This window comes from Paracoccus sp. PAR01 (assembly GCF_014851995.1).
GTDB classification, from domain to species: domain Bacteria; phylum Pseudomonadota; class Alphaproteobacteria; order Rhodobacterales; family Rhodobacteraceae; genus Paracoccus; species Paracoccus litorisediminis.
This window is the reverse complement of the sequence record NZ_JACVAW010000016.1, coordinates 25,082-44,290: the sequence shown is the minus strand read 5'-3', so window position 1 is coordinate 44,290 and position 19,209 is coordinate 25,082. Positions and strand designations below refer to the sequence as shown.

At 61.3% G+C, this 19,209-nt stretch carries 17 protein-coding genes and 1 pseudogene; 11 read left to right on the top strand and 7 right to left on the bottom strand.

Annotation, left to right across the window (positions count from 1 at the left end; translation table 11 throughout):
* The first annotated feature begins 9 nt into the window (after positions 1-9).
* Entirely contained in the window at positions 10-1,542 is a 1,533-nt protein-coding gene (locus IB235_RS18900; RefSeq protein ID WP_192338029.1) for a carboxylesterase/lipase family protein, read from the top strand.
* An 87-nt stretch (positions 1,543-1,629) separates the two neighbouring features.
* On the top strand, positions 1,630-3,366 hold the full coding sequence (locus IB235_RS18895; RefSeq protein WP_192338028.1) for a carboxylesterase/lipase family protein: 1,737 nt from the start codon (positions 1,630-1,632) through the stop codon (positions 3,364-3,366).
* A gap of 420 nt (positions 3,367-3,786) precedes the next feature.
* Here IB235_RS18895 and IB235_RS25905 read toward each other — a convergent pair whose 3' ends face one another.
* From IB235_RS25905 to IB235_RS18880, 3 genes are all read right to left on the bottom strand, one after another.
* Positions 3,787-3,978, bottom strand: a complete 192-nt coding sequence (locus IB235_RS25905; protein WP_370576947.1) for a transposase — start codon at positions 3,976-3,978, stop codon at positions 3,787-3,789.
* A 288-nt stretch (positions 3,979-4,266) separates the two neighbouring features.
* Complete coding sequence (locus tag IB235_RS18885) at positions 4,267-5,226, bottom strand: transposase (RefSeq protein ID WP_192338027.1); 960 nt, start codon at positions 5,224-5,226, stop codon at positions 4,267-4,269.
* 372 nt (positions 5,227-5,598) lie between these two features.
* Entirely contained in the window at positions 5,599-6,894 is a 1,296-nt protein-coding gene (locus IB235_RS18880) for an FAD-binding oxidoreductase (RefSeq protein WP_192338026.1), read from the bottom strand.
* A gap of 156 nt (positions 6,895-7,050) precedes the next feature.
* On the opposite strand from IB235_RS18880, the gene IB235_RS18875 reads away from it, so the two are divergent.
* The 9 genes and pseudogenes from IB235_RS18875 to IB235_RS18840 all read left to right on the top strand — a co-directional run bounded on the left by IB235_RS18875 (position 7,051) and on the right by IB235_RS18840 (position 15,433).
* The gene (locus IB235_RS18875; protein WP_192338025.1) at positions 7,051-7,974 is read left to right on the top strand and encodes a LysR substrate-binding domain-containing protein; all 924 of its coding nucleotides are present in this window, start codon (positions 7,051-7,053) and stop codon (positions 7,972-7,974) included.
* Positions 7,975-8,061: 87 nt separating this feature from the next.
* Positions 8,062-9,102 carry an aromatic ring-hydroxylating dioxygenase subunit alpha gene (locus tag IB235_RS18870; protein WP_192338024.1) on the top strand — a complete coding sequence of 347 codons (1,041 nt, stop codon included), beginning with the start codon at positions 8,062-8,064 and terminating at the stop codon, positions 9,100-9,102.
* Between the two features lie 2 nt (positions 9,103-9,104).
* Positions 9,105-10,259, top strand: coding sequence for a 2Fe-2S iron-sulfur cluster-binding protein (locus IB235_RS18865; RefSeq protein ID WP_192338023.1), 1,155 nt, complete (start codon positions 9,105-9,107; stop codon positions 10,257-10,259).
* 117 nt (positions 10,260-10,376) lie between these two features.
* Positions 10,377-11,411, top strand: a pseudogene (locus IB235_RS25260) (DUF2817 domain-containing protein); the annotation flags it as partial.
* 84 nt (positions 11,412-11,495) lie between these two features.
* Positions 11,496-12,296: an ABC transporter ATP-binding protein gene (locus tag IB235_RS25255; protein WP_370576946.1), complete on the top strand. Its 801-nt coding sequence runs from the start codon at positions 11,496-11,498 to the stop codon at positions 12,294-12,296.
* A gap of 75 nt (positions 12,297-12,371) precedes the next feature.
* Entirely contained in the window at positions 12,372-13,172 is an 801-nt protein-coding gene (locus IB235_RS18855) for a transporter substrate-binding domain-containing protein (protein WP_192338021.1), read from the top strand.
* A gap of 64 nt (positions 13,173-13,236) precedes the next feature.
* Entirely contained in the window at positions 13,237-13,944 is a 708-nt protein-coding gene (locus IB235_RS18850; protein WP_192338020.1) for an ABC transporter permease, read from the top strand.
* Position 13,945: 1 nt separating this feature from the next.
* Complete coding sequence (locus IB235_RS18845; protein WP_192338019.1) at positions 13,946-14,629, top strand: ABC transporter permease; 684 nt, start codon at positions 13,946-13,948, stop codon at positions 14,627-14,629.
* Between the two features lie 393 nt (positions 14,630-15,022).
* Entirely contained in the window at positions 15,023-15,433 is a 411-nt protein-coding gene (locus IB235_RS18840) for a hypothetical protein (RefSeq protein WP_192338018.1), read from the top strand.
* Positions 15,434-16,267: 834 nt separating this feature from the next.
* Here IB235_RS18840 and IB235_RS18835 read toward each other — a convergent pair.
* From IB235_RS18835 to IB235_RS18820, 4 genes are read right to left on the bottom strand one after another with little or no spacing between them, the layout of a single operon-like run.
* On the bottom strand, positions 16,268-16,999 hold the full coding sequence (locus tag IB235_RS18835) for a transporter substrate-binding domain-containing protein (protein ID WP_192338017.1): 732 nt from the start codon (positions 16,997-16,999) through the stop codon (positions 16,268-16,270).
* Positions 16,996-17,754, bottom strand: a complete 759-nt coding sequence (locus IB235_RS18830; RefSeq protein ID WP_192338016.1) for a hypothetical protein — start codon at positions 17,752-17,754, stop codon at positions 16,996-16,998. Before IB235_RS18830 ends, IB235_RS18835 begins: the two co-directional genes overlap by 4 nt.
* Before the next feature lie 27 nt (positions 17,755-17,781).
* Positions 17,782-18,945, bottom strand: a complete 1,164-nt coding sequence (locus IB235_RS18825) for an NAD(P)/FAD-dependent oxidoreductase (protein WP_192338015.1) — start codon at positions 18,943-18,945, stop codon at positions 17,782-17,784.
* Positions 18,942-19,133 carry a rubredoxin gene (locus IB235_RS18820; protein ID WP_192338014.1) on the bottom strand — a complete coding sequence of 64 codons (192 nt, stop codon included), beginning with the start codon at positions 19,131-19,133 and terminating at the stop codon, positions 18,942-18,944. The genes IB235_RS18825 and IB235_RS18820 overlap by 4 nt, the downstream gene beginning before the upstream one ends.
* Positions 19,134-19,209: the final 76 nt, after the last annotated feature.

Below are 19,209 nucleotides of genomic sequence, written 5' to 3'. Positions count from 1 at the left end.
GGGGAAATCATGGATAAGTTCAAATACCTGCCCAAGGCAGCTGGCCTCTGCATGCTTGTTTGCGCGACGCCCCTTTTTGCTGCGGAGGTCGAGAGTCCGGCGGGTTCGATCATCGGGACAGAAGTTGACGGGTTGTCGCTGTTTCAAGGCATTCCCTATGCCGAGGCTCCTGTCGGCGATCTTCGGTGGGCGCCTCCGGTCGCGCGAAAACCATTCAATACCCCCTTTCAGGCCAGTGATCCCGGCGCGGAATGCGTTCAGGCGGCGGTCTTCTGGCGCCCCGGATATCCGGCCAGCTGGAACGAGGATTGCCTTTCCCTTAGCGTCTATGCCCCACAATCGGACCCGAAAAACCTGCCAGTGATCGTGGGCTTTCACGGCGGCGGTTCGGTCAATGGCTCCAAGGTGGACTGGGACCCCAAAGGATTGGCGCGTTCCGGGCATGTCGTTGTCACCGTGAACTATCGGTTGGGCGCTCTCGGCTTTCTTGCTCTGCCCGAACTGGAGGCGGAATCCAGCGACGGCAAAAGCAGTGGGGACTATGGCGATCTGGACCGGGCCGAAGCCCTGCGCTGGGTCCAAAAGAACATCTCGGCCTTCGGTGGCGATCCGAAACGAGTGACCATCGCGGGGCAATCAGCAGGCGCCCGAGGTGTCTGCTGGCTTCTGGGCTCACCAACCGCGGCGGGACTTTTCTCGGCGGCCATCGTCCAAAGCGGACGCGACTGTCCGATGACGCCAAAGGACGAGGCCATCGCCAATAGCGGGAAATTCGTGGCGGCCCTTGGCTGCGACAAGGCTGAAAACCGCCTTGCCTGCCTTCGCGAAGCAACGCCGGCCGAGATTATCGCTGCCCAGAAAACCTCGGGCGTCGGCTGGCCTCAGACCTGGGGCGGCAGCGCAATGCCCGTTCCGGTCAAGGAGGCCATTGCTTCCGGTCAGTTCAACAAGGTGCCGGTGATCTTTGGTCACACACGCAACGAACGAGCGGCGGCGACCTATGAGGGCAACGACCTTCTGCTGCAGCCGATCTCGCGGGACAGTTACGAATCCTATGTCCGCAAACAATACCCGGACCGCGCCGACAAATTGCTGGCGGCGTATTCGGCGTCGGCGGATATCGCGCCGGGCAAGGCCAAGGCCGATATCGACACCGATTCCGGTGCATGTGCGATCGCTCCGTTCATCGGTGACCTTGGCCGTCATGTGCCGCTCTACCTCTATGAATTTGGCGACGAGACCGCCCCCGACCGCCCCTATATGACGATCCCGAAATCCTTCCCCATCGGCACGGGCCATAGCGCGGAACTGCCCTATGTCTGGGAGACGCTGATATCTGGCCAACTCTCGGACGACCAACGCAAGACCGCCGACGTGATGACCGGCTATTGGACCGCATTGGGGGACGGATCCCCGATGACCGGTTGGCCCGCCTATGCCGAAGGCTCGGCACAACGCATTCGTTTCCTCGAAAGCGGAAAGACTGAACTTCAGGACGATGCGGCCTATGCGCAGGCCCATAACTGCGCGCTTTACCAATAAGCCGAAACGCCTGCCGCCCATGCAATTCAGCGGCAGGCAATCACATACCCAATCAGCATAACTGAAACCCTCACATTCAATATTCTCATGGCAACTGCCCTTTCCAAGGCATCGACCAAACTTAGCGCCCATCCAGCGAAGGAGCCCCAATTGAACCCCAAAAGCTTGCTCGGTCAGCTTGGCGCATGGCCTCGTCGTGGCGTATTTTCTGCCGCATTCATCCTTGCAGCATCCACTGCTCAGGCACTGCCTATTGCCGAAGCGCAGGTCACTGGCGGCTCCGTCAGAGGTGTTCGCAGCGACATTCCTGGCGTGAACCAATTTCTCGGCATTCCCTATGCCGGCAATGTCGGCGGAGAAAATCGCTGGAAGCCTGCCCCACCTGTAACACCCTGGCCAAACGTTTTGGTCGCCGATCACTGGGGTGACCAGATACTGCAGGACCAACCGAACGAATTCAGCGCGGCTCCGGCAACCGATGACGGACTGAACCTTTCGATCTGGACCCCAGCCGAGACCACCGGGCAAAGGCTTCCGGTCTATATGCTGATCCATGGCGGTGCGAACCGCGTCGGGGCAAGTGCAATGCAGGACCTCTACCCCGCCGAACTTGCGGCGCGCGGCGTGGTCGTGGTTTCCGTCCAATACCGCCTCGGAGCGCCTGCGTGGCTGTCACTGCCGGACATGGCTGCCGAGAACCCTGACGGGCCGAAAGGCAATTTCGGCATTCTGGATCTTGTCGATGCGCTGAAATGGATTCGCGGCAATATCGAGCAGTTCGGCGGTGACCCCGCCAGTGTAACCATCGGCGGACAATCCGCCGGCGGAGAGAATACCGTTGCGCTGCTGCGCAGCCCGCTGGCAAAGGGATTGTTCAAGCGGGCCTTCATCCAGTCCAGCTTCACGGGCTTTCTGCCAGGCAAGGTCGTCTCATACGAAGAAAAATCCGCTCAGAACCGTGATGCCATTGCAAAGACCTTCGACAAAGAGATGAGCCTGACGGATCTGCGCGCCATCCCGGCCGAGACCTGGCTGGCACCCTGGAAGGATGGCAAGGCATCGCTTTACTCGGCTCTCGCCGGGGCTGTAGCCACGAACCAATTCTACACGGTCGATGGCTATACCTTCACCGAGGATTCCGTGAACTTGCTGCAACCCGGAGACTTCGACGGGCTTGATATCATGATCGGACAGACGGCGGACGAATATACTGGACTGCGCCCGAATGATCTGGACCTCAGCACCGAGAACCAGCACAAGGCCATGCTTGCTGCCGTCCGCCCGCATCAGGCGGGCAATGTCGATGAGGCTGTGTTCCCGCTCTATGCCACGGATGATCCGCGCGAAGCTTACCGCCTCTCGTTGCGCATGCTCAACGACTACATGTTCCAGTATGTCAAACTGGGGGCAGAACACGCCAAGGCGCATTCCGATGCCAATGTCTACCTGTACTATTTCGATCATTGGCCACCCGGGAAGGATCAGGGGTTTCGGCGGGCCTATCACAGCGCCGATAACTGGTATTTCAATGGCTCTGTCAGGCAGAATGACGCCAACCAGCGTCCTTGGACCGACCCGGACCTGCGGATGAAGGAATTGGCCGTGACCTATCTGGCCAATTTCATCAAGACGGGCGACCCGAACGGAAACACCGTGCCGCATTGGGGGCAGGTCACACCCGGCGCCGGCGGACAGTTTCTTCGCCTACATGATGGTGAGGCAGAGATGCGCACCGAAACCCTATACCCAAGCCGAGACCGCTATATGCGAACCCGCATTCTGGACGGCATCGGCATGACCGAGGGCGATCTTCTGGCCGACTGATCGTCTGGTCGCATCCAATCCCCGTGAAGTTCACTGGAGCATCCCATTAAATATCTCATGTCAATCGACCCTTTAGTTGCGGGTCCAAGTCAATCCTGTTTTCAGCCCTTACCCGGGTCATGGTCCTATTCGAGGTCATGGCCTCATGATGATGTTCGGGCCGCACGCCTCAACATGCGCAGCACGGTTCTTCAGACCGCAGCCGATTGAACGAGGTCACCGCAACCACCGTCCCGATGGAACATCACAGGTCTGGCGTCAGGCCAGCGATCTCGAAGTCGCGTTGAGGGTCAGGATTCCTTGCCCCATTCGAATGAGGTGCCGTCGATCCAGATGCAGTGCAAGATGACAGCGAGCTTTCGCGCCACCGCGACCTGCACCTTAGCCATTGCGTTTGGCCAATCGAAGTCCCCAAGGCCTTCAGCGCGCACCAGCCTTTTGTCCGATGCAGCAACACGCTGGCAGCCTCGAAGAGATAGGCGCACAAAGGGACGTCACCCGTCGGAAAACATGGCCAGTGGTGTCCTTTTCACCTGATTTATTTCGCTTCGGTGTCAGGCCCAAATATGCGCCCACCGTCGCCGCACTTCGGAAGCGGGACGGATCATCGATCGTGTGCTGGAAAATCTAGGCTGTCACCACACCGATGCCGGGCATTGCCATCAACCGCCGCGTTATCTCGTCGCCTCGTAGGGGCAAGTCCGATGGGCGGCGAGAATACCGGCTTTGAACCCGGCGGCTTGGCTGGCCACAATCGGGGCAGCAGCCAATAACCCACCGTGAATGCAGAGAGATCTCGACCGTGCTCTCCTGGCTCTACACCAAAACGACTGCAAAACCTTCTGGGGCAAGGCACGTCCGTCAAGGCGGTGTAAATTTCGGGGTGGCCGGAGGTCATGATCAGGCGCCTTTCGTGGTGATGCTGAGGATGGGGTCGATCTCCTCTTTTTCGATCTGCGTGAAGGCCTCGACCATAATGTAGCGGCTGGCCGTTTGCCATTCGTCGTTCTGTTCGAACAGCACGGCTCCAATGAGGTGCAGGATTGAAGCCTCGTTCGGAAAGATCCCGACCACATCGGCGCGTCGTTTCACCCCTTTGTTCAGACGCTCGATGGGATTTGGGGTGCGGTGCCGTCGAGGGAAGGTCATGTAGGCCAAGATATCATCCTCGCTCTCGTCCATCAGGTCCGCGAGCTTGGGCCGGCGCGGACGAACCTGTTTGGCGACCTTGCCCCAGATCTCGGAGGCATGAACGCGATCGGGCTGATCGCAAACCTGGCGGATTACCGCAGCCACAACCGTATGCTGACCCTTGGAGACATGCGTCAAGGCATTGCGCATCCAATGCACCCTGCGACGCTGCCAAGTCGCTTCTAACACATGGGCAATGCCAGCCCTGAGGCCTGCATGGGCGTCGCTGATGACCAGCCTGGCGCCATCGAGACCTCGGCTGCGCAAAGAACGCAGGAAAACAGTCCAGAAGATTTCCGCCTCTGAAGGGCCTATGCCAAGGCCGATGATTTCCCGGCCCATGGCCTGGATGAGGTCGTCGACGCGGCGTGTCGATACTCCGCCGAGCCAGGTCTCTTGGATCACCGCCACCAGCGCCGGCTCGGAGGTTTTGCGGGCTTCAAGAAAACCGGGGAAATAGCTGCCCTGCCGCAGCTTCGGCACCTTCAAGTTCAACGTCCCCAAACGGGTCGTGCGCTCGCCGCTACGTTCGTGCCGACCGGCGCCAAGCAGGCCGTCAACATCGGCTTCCATGATCAACTGCAACACCGCCTCGGCGATGCTGCGTAGAAGTTCTCCCTGATCGTGCTTTGCCAGAAGCTCGGACAGATCCATGCTGGTCTTCGTCATCGGGGGCTCCGTATGGCCCGTGGTTGAAGCGTTGAAGCTTCACCTCGATCCTACGCCGCGATGGCCACCCCAGATCACACTGGTAGAGCCGAGGAAATTACACCATCAACTCGGGCACTAACTCTGGTGCAAGACTCGCAGGTAGAAATCGCCCCGGCATGGCGCGTCCCTCCCAATGAAACGGAGAGAGCTTACCCTCAACAACAGCAAAAGTGGTTCAGAGCCTCGCGGTGGAAAACCCGGATCACGTCTCGGTGGAAATTAACCCAAGATCGACACGATGGGCGGGGTACGCGCAGCCTTATATCGCCTGACCCGCTGCTCCGCCATTGAGTGCCGCAGTTCCCCCGATTTGATCGCTTCCAATACTCACTACCCCATGACCGAGAAACTCGACTCGGCGTTGATTTTGCGCTTTCGGCTATAGGTGCCAAGGTTGATCTCGCGGCCGGTCCGCTCCAGCTGAAAACTAAAAGGCTCGGCATCGTGATCATGCCCCGCCTCGGATTCCGTTATCAGATGAGTCATCAATTTTCCCACGACGGGTGCCATCTTGAACTGGTTCCCGGATGTCCCGCAGGCGACGTAGAAGCCGGGCAGGCTGGTCCTGTCATAGATCGGAAGCCAGTCGTCCGAAGTGTCGTAAAGCGCCACCAGCCCGCTTGCCTGACCGGGAATGCGCATCTCAGGCAAACGCATCGCCCCACGCATCACGATGGTCGTCCACTGGTCGGTGAAGCGGGTGTCCAGCGCGTCCGGGTCCTCGATCCAATCATGTTCGTCGCAGGCCGGATCGGTCGAGCCGACACAGATGCCGACCGGGTCGGGGCGGGCGTAGAACTCGGCATCCAGATCAGCGATTATGATGCCGTCGTGGCGATAATCCATATTTGCGGGACCGGGAATATAGGCGACCTCCTGACGGTTCGGGCGGTTGCGGATGGTCATGTCGCCGGTGATACCTGCCATAAGGTTAAGTCCTGCCGACCATGGCCCAGCCGCATTGACCACGACATCGGCGGGCAACACCGTCCCGTCCTCCAGCCGGACGCCCGAAATGCGACCGTTCCCTGTCTCGATCCCCTGCACCTTGGTGCGAAAGCGGAACGCCGCGCCCTCGCGCTCGGCCGCCCATTGCAGATTCTGTGCGGCCAGTTTCGGATCGCTCACATAGCCCGCCTGATGAAAGAAGACCGCGCCGCCGACCTGTTCCGGGTTCGGCTCCCCGAAGTCGGGGTGATCAAGGCGCTTGGCCGGAGCATATGATTGCAGGTCGGCCTTGGGCAGATAGTTGCGGACGCCCTCGGGCGCGACGCGATCATAGACCCCGCCGATCCGGTCCATGATCTCGGTGACCTTGGTCATTGCGGTGCCCTCGCCGGAATAGATCACCAGCGATCCGGTCTCTTTGTAGACCGCGAGCGGGCGTTCGTCGGGTAGATCGACATAGTCGGCCCAGTCGCGCCAATAGGTCCAGCCCTCCAGGGCCATGGCGCAGGTCTCCATGACCGAATAGTTGATGCGGATCACGGCCGAGGAACTCGAGGTGGAGCCATAGCCAGCCTCGGGGGCCTTGTCGACAACCGTGACCGCCCAACCTGCCTTCGCCATTTCATAGGCGATCGCCCCGCCGATGATCCCTGCCCCGATGATGACGACCTGCTTCATTGCCCGTCCCCCTTGGTGACAGCGTGACCCTCCACTGGTCGCGCCGTGTTGCCTAAGCCTTCGCCGATGCTATAGGCAGGCCTTCGGGGCGGGCAAATCAGTTCGCCTTGCCGGTGCGACAGGCCAGCTAAACTAATGACCAGCAAGCGGGGTCCCATGGCGCAGCTTCCCCCATTGCGCGCGATGCAGATCTTCGAGGTCTTCGGACGCCTCGGCACGATCACCGCGACGGCGCAGGAACTGAATGTGACACCGGGCGCTGTCAGCCAGCAACTGCGCCTGCTTGAGGAGCACCTGGACATGGTGCTGCTGGTCAAGGACGGCCGTCGCGCCGCCCTGACCCCTGCCGCGCGCGGCTATCACGAACTGATTTCGCAGGGATTTGGACGCTTCGCGCTGGCGCAGGACTACATCGCCGAACAACGTCTGGCACAGGAACTGACCATATCCTGCCTGCCCACTCTGCTCCAGCGCTGGCTGAACCCATTGTTGCCCGCCTTTCAGGCCGAGGCCCAGGATTCGACGCTGCGGCTGATCGCGCAGGATCTCGAACCCGATTCACATATGCTGGAACACACATTCCGTCTGACTTATGGCGAGGTGGGACGCCGTTATACGCATTCCCGTGTGCTTTTCACCGATTACTGCTTCCCCGCCGCCTCGCCAGAGTTCCTCTCCCGCCACCCCGAAGCCCGCACTGCCGAAGGGTTGTCGCGACTGCCGTTGGTCGGCATCGACTGGGGTGCCCAATACACGACCGAGCCGCATTGGCGCGACTGGTTCAAGACGCAGCTTGCGATCGATCCGCCGCCCCTGCGCCATGTCGCGGTCTATTCCGCCTCGGGGATGGGGCTGGAAGCGGCGACCGCGGGACAAGGTGCGGTGCTGGCGCAGTGGTCCTTCGCCAAGGATGATCTGATGGCCGGGCGACTGGTGCGGCTATCCCCCGACCGGCTCTATCTGCCTGATCCCTATTTCGTCTGCTGGGGCCAGACGACGCTGAATCAGCCCGTCGCGCGCCAGTTCCTGAACTGGTTGATGCAGGTGACCAAACCGCTGCGGGACCAGACGCAACAGTAAAACTAAACGATTGTCGACTCCTTCTGCGCTTATCCTGTGCGGCTGCGGCGCTAAGCTTCACCGAACACAGCTACGAAGGATGCAGCCATGTTTCTGAAGAACGCCTGGTACGTTGCGGCCTGGAGTCACGAGGTCACCCACAGCCTGCAACAGATCGTCGTTCTGGGTGAAAAGATCTGCGTCTATCGCAACAGCCAGAACGAAGTCATCGCGCTGGAAGATGCCTGTCCTCATCGCAAGCTGCCGCTGTCCAAGGGCCGGATCAAGGGCGACAATGTCGAATGCGGCTATCATGGCCTGACATTCGATTGCGCCGGTCAATGCGTCTGGGCACCGGGTGGCGGGCGCATCCCCTCGGCGGCCAAGGTGCGGCCCTATCCGGTGCATGAGAAATACGGCCTTGTCTGGATCTGGATGGGCAACGCGGCCATCGCCGATGCTGATGACATCATCGACATCCCGAATTTCGACAGCCCGGACTGGGGCATCAATCGTGGCGCCGCGATGGAGCTGCATTGCAACTACCTGCTGATGTGCGACAATCTTCTGGACCCGACCCATGTCGCCTGGGTGCATGAAAGCAGCTTCGCGCAGGCCGCGACCAAGGATGCGCCGCTGAAGGTGACGCGCACCGACAATGGCGTCATTGTCCACCGCTGGATGATGGATGTCGAACCTGCGCCCTTCTACAAGAAGATTGTCGAGTTCGATGGAAACTGCGACCGGTTGCAGCACTATGAGGTGCGCTATCCCAGCCACGCGCTGATCCGCGCTGTCTTCACCCCCGCGGGTACGGGCGGGCCGGACGGGACGCTGGATGAAAAGACCTTCGTCATGGACAGCTACAACTTCATGACGCCAACGACCGAAACCGAGACCCGCTATTACTGGTTCCAGCTGCGCAATATCCGCCCCGATGACGAGGATCTGTCGCGGATGATGTCCGAGGACGTCCGCCATGCCTTCGAAGAGGACCGCGCCGTGCTGAACGAGGTGCAGGTCGGCATGACCACCAAGACCTCTCCCCATATCGACCTATCCATTGATGCGGGCCAACTGCGCTTCCGCCGCCAGCTCGAGGCAATGATCGCCGAGGAACGCATGGTCGACGAAAAGATGCGGGCGTGACCATGGGCGGGGCATTTCGCCGGTTCCGGGTGGCCCGGAAATTGCCGGAAAGCAGCGTCATCACCTCGTTTCACCTGACGCCTGCGGATGGCGGCCCGCTTTGGGACATGCGCCCCGGTCAATATCTGACCCTGCGCATTCCCCTTGCCGAAGGCCCGGTGCTGCGCACCTATTCGCTGTCCTGCCCGACCGAGAGGCGGGATCATCACCGGATCAGCGTCAAGCGCGAGCCGCAGGGCGCGGGTTCCGGCTGGCTGCATGACCGGGTTTCCGAAGGCGATGTCATCGAGATCGCAGCCCCGCGCGGCAGCTTCTGTCTGGACGAGACCAGCGAACGCCCCGTCCTGCTGCTGGCGGGCGGTGTCGGGCTGACTCCCTTGCTGGCGATGCTGCATTCCCTTGCGCGGACCTCGCGCCGTGTCTGGTTCATCCATGCCGTCGAAAACGGCGAGGTTCAGGCCCTGCGGGACGAGGTTGCGGCACTTGCCGACGTCTCGGGCGGGCTTATCACTGCACTGAACGTCTATCGCGCGCCCAGCGAGCAGGACCGCGCGGCGGCCCGTTTCGATGCTGAGGGGATTATCGATCGCGCCCTGCTGCAATCGACTTTGCCGCTCGACGATTATGAGGTCTATCTGTGCGGGCCGACGCCCTTCATGGTTGCCATTTGGCGGGTCCTGACCGGGTTGGGGATCGCGCCGGCGCGGATCGCCTATGAATTCTTCGGCAAGGGCGGATCGCTGGCGGCGCTTGCGGCCACGCCCGCGCCACTGGTGCAGGCAGATCGCCGAATGCCCACCCGCGCGCCGCAATCGCTGTCGAAGCTGGACTTCATCACCGACCCGGATGCCCGTGCCCTGCCTGAACGACCGGCCCAGCAGGGTTTGGCCCCCGCAGACGGAGCAAGCGAAGTGGTATTCGCCCGATCCGGCGTGACGGTTCCGTGGAGCGACGCCGCGACCTCGATCCTTGAATTGGCCGAAGGCGCAGGGCTTGCTCCGGCCTTTAGTTGTCGCGAGGGGATCTGCAGCACCTGCAGTTGCAGGATAGACGAAGGTTCGGTCGATTATTTTTCGGACCCGCTGGACCCGCCCCGGCCCGGTCAGGTGCTGATCTGCTGTTCGCGTCCCGCCGGACGCGTCGTTCTGGACCTTTAGGGCCGATGGCGCGTTTGCACCCTCTTTCTGATTGCCGCGCCGACCTGAAAGCCTGCGAAACAGCAGGTGAAATGTCGCAAGGCCATTCTGACGCCCAGCCAAAGAAGGAGCCACTCCATGGCCTTCATGCCGCTTGATTATGCGACGATGCGCGCCGAGTTCCTTGATGCCGCCAAAGCGGCGGGCGCGGAAATCACCGAATACCGCCACCCCCTGCCCGGCCCGCATGGCGAAGCCCTTGCCACCGATGTGGCTCTGATCGGCAGCCGGAACGCGACGAAGCTGCTTGTCGTCAATTCCGGCACGCATGGGGTCGAGGGCGCCTATGGCTCGGCCGCGCAGGTCGCATGGATGCGTCGCCACACGCCCTGGCACCTGCCCGAGAATGTCGCGGTCCTGATGATCCACCTGATCAACCCATGGGGCGCGGCATGGTCGCGTCGCGTGAATGAGGACAATGTCGACCTGAACCGAAACTTCATCGACTGGTCGCGGCCAGCGCCCGAAAATCCGGGTTATCCCGCGCTGTATCCGGCGCTGACCTTCACCGATCTGGACGGCCCTGACCGGGCCCGCGCGCATCAGGCCTACTCGCAGGCCTTGCGGCAGGCGGGCGGCTATGCCGGGCTCGCATCGACCATCGAGGCCGGCCAATACACCCATCCCGACGGGCTGTTCTTTGGGGGAACAGGCTCTGTCTGGTCGAACCTGACGCTGAACCGCATTCTGACGGATTTCGCCCTTGGAGCCGATGACGTGGTCGTCTTCGACCTGCATACTGGCGCGGGTCCCTATGGCTATCCGGCACTGCTATCGGTCGCGGTCGAGGCCCATGCCGGGCTGGACTGGGGCAAGGCGCTGTTCGGTCCCGCTATTTCCACCGTAATGACCGGCGCGGGCAGGACCACCGATACCGGCATCGCGGCGACCGCGACGGGCTATGTCTCGGACGCGGTGCGCAAGGGGATGCCACAGGCGCGCGTCCTGCCGCTGGTGATCGAATGCGGCACCCTGCCCGGCGAAGAGGTAAATGACGCGGTTCGCGCCGACAACTGGTTGCATCTGCACGGCGATGTCGCCTCAGTGCAGGGGCAGCAGATCAAGGACCGGCTGCGCCACGCCTTCATTCCTGCGGACCCGGAATGGCAGACACAGGTGCTGGCGGTCAGTCTGTCCTATTTCGACCGCGCGCTGGCCGATCTTGAGGCCAAGGGCGGCAGCACGCCGAAACGTGCCATCGCGGCAAGGCCCGCGGCCAGCACGCCGCAATCCGGCCGTCCGGCCGTCGAGGTCCATGACCTGCACAAAAGCTATGGCACCTTGGAGGTGCTGAAGGGGGTCGGCCTTATCGCGCAGCCGGGCGAGGTCGTGTCGATGATCGGCTCGTCAGGGTCTGGCAAATCCACTTTCCTGCGCTGCATCAACCTGCTTGAGCAGCCCAAAAGCGGCCGCATCCTGATCGATGGCGAGGAAATCCGGCTGAAGCCCGGCAAGGGCGGCGGCGCGGTCCCGGCCGATCAGAAGCAAGTCGAACGCATCCGCGCCCGCGTCGGCATGGTCTTCCAAAGCTTCAACCTATGGCCGCATCTGTCCGTGCTGGACAATATCATCGAAGCCCCGATCCACGTCCTGAAGGAAAGCAAGGCCGAGGCCAGCGAACGCGCCCATGAGTTGCTGAGGAAAGTCGGCCTTGGCGACAAGCATGCGCAGTTCCCCGGCCAGCTGTCCGGCGGCCAGCAGCAGCGCGCCGCCATCGCCCGGACGCTGGCCATGCGACCCAAGGTCATCCTGCTGGACGAACCGACCTCGGCGCTGGACCCCGAGCTTGTCGGTGAAGTCCTGCGCGTCATCCGCCAGCTTGCCGACGAAGGGAACACCATGATCCTCGTCACGCATGAGATGCAGTTCGCGCGCGAGGTCTCGCATCACATCAAGTTCCTGCATCAGGGCCGCGTCGAGGAAGAGGGCAGCCCGGACCAGATCTTCACCAATCCCCGCTCCGAACGACTGAGCCAGTTCCTCGCCAGATGCAACTAGCCCGGCGCGTCCTGCGCGGCAACCGCACGATCACACGGAAAAGAATGTGACGTCATCCAACCAAGGGAACCACAAATGAAACTGAAATTGCTGTCTTTTGCTGCCATTCTTGCCTGCGGTCTGGGACCGGTCGCCCATGCCGCCGAAGGCGAGTTGGTCATCGGCACCGAAGGCGCGTATCCACCCTTCTCGATGGCCGATGCCAATGGCAACGTCACCGGCTTCGACGCCGATGTTGGCAACGCGGTCTGCGCGAAACTGCAGCTGAAATGCCGCTTCGTCGTGCAGGCCTTTGACGGTCTGATCCCGGCGCTGAATGCCAAGCGCTTCGACATCATCATCTCGGGTATGTCGATCACCGATGAGCGCCAGAAGCAGATCGACTTCTCGCGCAGCTATGGCGAATTCCCGAACCACTTCATCGCCAAGAAGGATTCCGAGCTTGCCGGGGCGAAGGATCTGGACACGCTGAAGAAGGATCTTGGCGGCATGCGCGTCGGGGTGCAGGCCGGGACCACCCACGCCGCCTATGTCGAAAAGAACCTGCCGGACGCTCAGCTGATGACCTATGATACGCTGGACCAGATGCAGATCGACCTGGCCAGCGGACGGCTGGACACCTCGTTCGCGGATGTCACGGCACAGAACGATTTTCTCGCCAAGCCCGACGGCGCGGATTTCCAGCTGGTCGATGTCGTGATCGACTCCAGCTCGGACGCGACACTTGGCACCGGCCTTGGCATCGGCATCCGCAAGGATGAGGCCGAGCTGAAGGAGAGGATCAACCAGGCGCTGTGCGATCTGGGCGCGGATGGCAGCATGAAGGCCGCATCCGAGAAATGGTTCAAGATGGACATCTCGCAGACCTGCAAGTGAGCCTTTCCGACCGGGAGGGCAAAAACCGCCCTCCCGCCCCCACCCATTCAGGCAGGCGGAATCAATGCACTTCGGGCTAATGCAACTCTGGGAAGGTGGCTGGGTCGGCGCGATCCTGCGCGGTGCCTTGGTCACCATTCTGGTCGGGATCGGCGCGATGCTGCTGGGTCTGACGATCGGGATCGCCTGTGGCCTGATCAAATGGGCACGGGTGGTGCCGCTGAACTGGCTGGTCGACATCTATACGACGGTCGTGCGCGGTGTACCCGAATTGCTGATCATCTATCTGCTGTTCTTCTCGTCGGTCGAATTCGTGGCCCGGATCGGCACGGCCTTTGGCTGGGCCGGACTGGCGGAAACCGGTTATCCGTTCCTGATCGGCATCATTGCCATCGGTGCGATCTCCGGATCCTATGCGACCGAGGTGGTGCGCGGTGCGCTTGCGGCGATCCCCAATGGTCATATTGAGGCCGCCCGCGCGCTCGGCATGCCACGGACGCGAATATTTCGCCGCATTATCCTGCCGCAGATGCTGCGCATCGCTGCGCCAGGGGTCAACAACGCCTGGCAGGCGACGATGAAGGACACCGCGCTGATTTCGGTCGTCGGTCTGCAGGAACTGATGCGCACCGCTTTTGTCGGTGCCGGTTCGACCCGCAATCCCTTCATCTTCTATCTTGTCGCCGGAGTGGTCTATCTTGCCATCACCTTTGTCAGCCAATCCGGTTTCAAGCGCGCCGAGCGCGCTTTGGTTCTGAAGGGAACGACCTGAGATGGATTGGGATCTGCTTCACCGCGCCGTCACCACAATCGGCAAGGGGGTCGGAACGACACTGACGCTAGCCTCGGTCTCTCTGGCGCTTGGCTTTTGTCTGGGGCTGGGACTGGCGGTCATGCGCATCTCCGGCAATCGCCTGCTGTCGGGCTTTGCCGAATATTACAGCGCCGTATTCCGGGGCACGCCGCTGCTGGTGCAATTGTTCCTGTTTTATTACGGCCTGGGGCAGTTCGATTTCGTCCGCGACAATCCCATCCTGTGGTGGGTGATCGGCGGCGGCATGCATTGCGCGATCATGGCGCTGGCGCTGAACACGGCCGCCTATACCTCGGAGATCCTGCGCGGCGGCCTGATGTCGGTCCCGGTCGGCCTGATCGAGGCGGCGAAGGCCGCGGGCATGTCGCGTGCCCTGCGCTTTCGCCGGATCGAATTTCCGCTGGCAATCCGGCAGGCCTTGCCCGCCTATGGCAACGAGATGGTACTGGTTATCAAGGGCACCAGCCTCGCCTCGACCATCACGGTTTTGGAAATCACCGGTTACGCCAAGCGATTGATGAGCCAGACCTATGCCATTTTCGAGGTTTTTACCATCGCCGGTATCTTCTATCTGCTGATCAATGCCGCTCTGATCTTCGCCATCCGCCGGATAGAGAACCGGCTGACCAGTCCGGGAAGGTGAAGTCATTCCCGATCAATGCGTGCAGATGTCTCATGGCTTTTGGAAAGGGCGATTATTTAACTCGACCGGCGCTGTTTCGCTAATCACCTCATGCCGGCATTTTCCGTTTGCGATAGCCGTCGAATTCGGCCCGACGCATGTATTGCGCCACCACTTACGCATCCCGACCAGCTTCCCACCATCCGCATACCGGCGGCAGTTCTGACTTTCCCGAATGATGCATCTGGATTCCGAGCGGAGGCGCTAGACTGATCGGTAATGTCAAGCAGGTCCCGTTTGCCCTACAACTTGGACGGCCCAAACCCGCCGCTCAATTCAGCCATCTGCCAACGCAAAAATTCTTGTCCCGCCGCAATCCGCAGGGGCACTTGGACTGGGGAAACTGTGAAGCGATTGATCGATGAACGCTGTTGCCGGGATGATGCTCGCGACGACGTTAACGAGCCGGGTTTTCTTCATCCTTTGCCGCGTGTCCCGAAAAAACCTGCAAACTTCGATGCCGAGATCAAGCGCTTGACCGACGAGAACACCGGGTTCCGCATGCGGCTCGAAGCGATCCTTTCCGCCGAGGCAGAGGCAGCCCGTTTGCGTTCCAAGCTGTCCTTGCTTGAAACGCAGATCGAAACTACACTCGCCGCGGACAAAGAGAACCGCACCCTCTTGGACAGGCTGTCTGAGCAAGTTGCAATCTACGATGAACGCTTGGCCTTCGCCGCGTTTGGTGCCTATCCGTCCCGGCATCCCGGATCATGGCGCGCATCAGCACCATGCCCCTCATCCCGGCGATCTTGCGATGGCGCTTGAACGGATCTCTGCGGCAAGGCGGATCGTGGTCCTTGGCGGCTTGGGTGCAACCTCTGCTGCGGCGGTTATGGCTGCACGCATGCTGGCCGGAAAGACCGATGGCTTGCTGGCAACCACGCTGCCCACGCGACGATCCGTATTCGATCAGCATTGCCGGGGGGCCGGCGACGGCCTCAGGCTGCGGCGCTACGCGAGGCCGATCTGTTGATCGCCGCCGGAGCCTTGATGGCCCATCATACGTCAATGGGCGGTAAGCTTTGCTCCAATGCCAAGACGCTCCGGATAGACGATGCACCCGCCACGCCTAGCCAAGGACGAGTAACAGCGGAGATGACCCTCCGTGCAGAGGCTGCGCTGACCCTGCAGCGCTTGCAGAGGCGGTTCCGACTCATTTTGCCGATTGGCGTTCGGACGAGCTTGCCGAACGACTGCACGGCCCCGTCTTTGACCACACGCCAGAGAGCGCAAACTGAGTTCACGATCCGCGAACTGTCATTGTCGCATTGGATGGCCCCATTCCGAAGGACTGGCATCTGCTGATGTACTTCCGGCCATGTCAGTTTCTTCACCACGCAAATCTTCGGCCGCCCGCAGGACTGCTTCCCGACCATCCGCGAGTCCTTGCGGCGATTGTGCGGGGTTTCGGACTGCCCTCCGCGCGGCTGGACGATTTGAGCAACTTCCCGGTTTCATCGACGCGTTTGCCGCCGGGTCTGGTCCCGAGAACTGGGACGACCCGATTTCGGATCGGGTCACGGCACCGCAAATGGCGGCACGCGCCTCGCTCATCCACTGAACCGGAAAGGGCGGGGCGAACCCGCCCTTTGGATACGCTCACATGTCCGGCATGACCGCACAGTCGCGATCGACGCCATGTGCCTCCAGTATCCGCGCCACGGTTCCGTCCCGCGCCCGCACTGCGAGAAACGCCGACAAATGCGAAAGCGCACGGTCCCGCCCTGCCGGAACACCCATGGCTTGACGGATCTCCATGAAGGGTTTTTCAACCACATGCATTCCGGGAAGCGCGGCCGCAATCCCCTCCATGGCCTGCCTGATCCCGGCAAGGCCATCTATATTACCGCCTGCGAGCGCCGCCCTTGCCTCGGCGATATTGGCAAAACTCACAAGACGGGCAGCCCCGGGCACGCGCGCAAGATGCAGCGCATAAGCGCTGCCCTCCACGATCCCTATCCGCAAGTCTAGACCTACGACATCCTCCGGGGTTGTCGCGCCTGAAGCCTCGGCGACAATATAATTGCCATCGATACGGATATAGGGTTGGGAAAAGCCAATGACCTGCGCACGGGTCTGATCAACCGCCAGGAAACACAGATCCCAGACATCCGCCTCGGCGCGGGACGAGACATCTACGGCCCGGTCGAACTCGACGAACTCAGCCTCACAGCCCAGTTCCGCGGCAAGCGCTCGGGCCAGATCGACGCTGATCCCTTTCGGTGCGCCCGCAGCGTCACGACCCGCAAGAATGACATTGCCATGATTGATCGCAACGCGCAGCCTTCCACCGGGGGCATAGTCCTGCAGCGTCGCCGCAGGATATATCACGCCGCTTCCTCGCCGACTTGACGCATCCAATCATCCTGCAACGGAAACACTGCCACCATGACCTCGGCACCCTCGATATCGGCGCGCAGCACCGGGGCGGGCTCGTCATGACGTACGAAAAGCAGCGACCAAGGCTTGAGCGTCTCACCGTCGTGGATCAGCGCACCGTTCATGACGATGATGTAGTAACCGCCCGTTCCAGTCGTCTCCGGCGCCGAGATTTCCTGCGAGGCACCAAGCCGGTAGACCTTGACGGTCATGCCGTCACTGTCTGGCCGCTCCTCCATCACCGTCTCGATTTCCGGGGCGGCGCGATGCTGCATCACCGGGGGGATCGAGAGCGTCACGGGTTTCGACACGCCATGCCGCCGCTTCGTCGGCTTAAGCTGTTCGCGCACATTCGGTGTGGACAATTTGACGAGTCCGGCATCCGTTTTCGACCGAAGCGTCAGATAGGACATGCCCTGCGGCCCCGCCACCAGGGGGCCATAACCTGTGTGGTGATCGGCATAGTGGGCGGTCACGATGTCCGTGCTGTCCCTTCCGATCGTACCCGAGCCGGCAATGAAGATCTGGAACTGGTCAACGATGTGGAAATGCGAATCCAGTACCTGTCCTGCATTCATATCGATCCGGAAGGCCTGCAGATCGGCCTTGGGCACATCCGAGTTCTTGCCGAACAGATTGACCTTCCAGCCATTGCCGCGCTTAAAGCGGTCGGGTTCCTTCATCGCATATGAAACGGTGTCGACCATGTTATCCTCCCAGGAGTCGTAATTCGTTCAGGATGTGGCAGCTTCGGCCCGGAAATCGGCTTCGCAACTTCCGATCCGGGCAACTGCCGTATTGAAGGCCCTCGGGGCGTCCATCGCCTGTACCGAAGACAGCCGACCAGTCGAGAAGCCATAAAGGATATGACCGCCCTCAGCCGCAGCAATGTGGCGATGGGTTGCCGCTTCGATCGGGCCTGCCATCTGGATCCGCATAGCACCCTGTTGCGACCAAAGACGCAGTGGCGCGTATGCCGGCAGCGGTCGACCGGTCAGTGCCGCTGCAACCGCCTTGGCTTGCCAAAGAGTTGCAGCGATACTCTCATGCCTTATTCCTCGCGTCAGTCCCGGATCGGGCCAACGGGCACAATCACCCAAAGCAAATATCCCAGTAACCGAGCTGGATCCGTCGACGCCGACAAGGATGCCATCGTCACAGGCCAGCCCGGCACGGGCCGCCAGTTCGGTGCGTGGCTGACTGCCGACCGATGCGATGACCAGATCGGCAGGAATGAAAACACCGTCGGTCAATTCAACGCCTTGCGGCGTCACGGCTTGGACATTGCAGGACATATGGAAGGTGATGCCTGCAGCGACGTGGCGCTCTCTGACAAGGTTCGCCAGTTCCGGCGAGATACAGCGCGACATGAGACGATCTGCGCATTCAACCACGTCAACCGACATCCCCTTGGACCGTGCGGCAGCCGCGATTTCCAGTCCAATCAAGCCGCCGCCAATAATGGCAAGTTGCCGTGACGTCGCCAATCGCGCGCGCAATACGCCCAGATCAGCCCGGTCACGCAATGTCAGCGCCAGTTCTGCACCTGGAAGCCCAGCGGGCAGCCCTCTGGGCTTGGCACCCGTTGCAAGAATGAGGGTTGCGTACCCGAATGAATTTCCGTCGCTCGTCACGATCCTGCGCCCGTCCGGATCAATCGCATCGACCCTTGCATTGAGGCGCTCGATCCCCTTCTCCTCATAGAAGGTCGTCGGTTTCAGCATGCCCGGTTCCGCGTCGGTCGCGAGGCATTCCTTGCTGAGATGCGGGCGGTGATAGGGCTCGGAGGTCTCGTCGGAAACCAAGGTGATTGCGGGTTGAAAACCAGCGGCCCTCAACTCTGCCGCGACAGCAACCCCGGCATGGGATGCGCCGACGATGATCAGCCCAGCACTCATGCCACAAGCCTCATGTCGAAATCGGCCTTTTTCGCGCCGCATTCCGGACAGAGCCAATCCGCCGGAACATCCTCCCAGCGGGTTCCGGGTACGACGCCTCCATCCGGATCACCCTCGGCCTCGTCATAGATCCAGCCGCAAAGGATGCATTCCCAGACGCGCCAAGGCCCTCCTACCGGTTCCGTCATTTTCCCACTCCAAAGCAAATCGCGTCACAACTGACCCTAAAATATTGACCGACCGATGACTATTCGTGCTAACTGA

Coding starts and splice junctions, on each gene's coding strand:
- IB235_RS18900 (WP_192338029.1), top strand. CDS start 10: ATGGATAAGTTCAAATACCTGCCCAAGGCAGCTGGCCTCTGCATGCTT.
- IB235_RS18895 (WP_192338028.1), top strand. CDS start 1,630: ATGGCAACTGCCCTTTCCAAGGCATCGACCAAACTTAGCGCCCATCCA.
- IB235_RS18885 (WP_192338027.1), bottom strand. CDS start 5,226: ATGACGAAGACCAGCATGGATCTGTCCGAGCTTCTGGCAAAGCACGAT.
- IB235_RS18880 (WP_192338026.1), bottom strand. CDS start 6,894: ATGAAGCAGGTCGTCATCATCGGGGCAGGGATCATCGGCGGGGCGATC.
- IB235_RS18875 (WP_192338025.1), top strand. CDS start 7,051: ATGGCGCAGCTTCCCCCATTGCGCGCGATGCAGATCTTCGAGGTCTTC.
- IB235_RS18870 (WP_192338024.1), top strand. CDS start 8,062: ATGTTTCTGAAGAACGCCTGGTACGTTGCGGCCTGGAGTCACGAGGTC.
- IB235_RS18865 (WP_192338023.1), top strand. CDS start 9,105: ATGGGCGGGGCATTTCGCCGGTTCCGGGTGGCCCGGAAATTGCCGGAA.
- IB235_RS18855 (WP_192338021.1), top strand. CDS start 12,372: ATGAAACTGAAATTGCTGTCTTTTGCTGCCATTCTTGCCTGCGGTCTG.
- IB235_RS18850 (WP_192338020.1), top strand. CDS start 13,237: ATGCACTTCGGGCTAATGCAACTCTGGGAAGGTGGCTGGGTCGGCGCG.
- IB235_RS18845 (WP_192338019.1), top strand. CDS start 13,946: ATGGATTGGGATCTGCTTCACCGCGCCGTCACCACAATCGGCAAGGGG.
- IB235_RS18830 (WP_192338016.1), bottom strand. CDS start 17,754: ATGGTCGACACCGTTTCATATGCGATGAAGGAACCCGACCGCTTTAAG.
- IB235_RS18825 (WP_192338015.1), bottom strand. CDS start 18,945: ATGAGTGCTGGGCTGATCATCGTCGGCGCATCCCATGCCGGGGTTGCT.
- IB235_RS18820 (WP_192338014.1), bottom strand. CDS start 19,133: ATGACGGAACCGGTAGGAGGGCCTTGGCGCGTCTGGGAATGCATCCTT.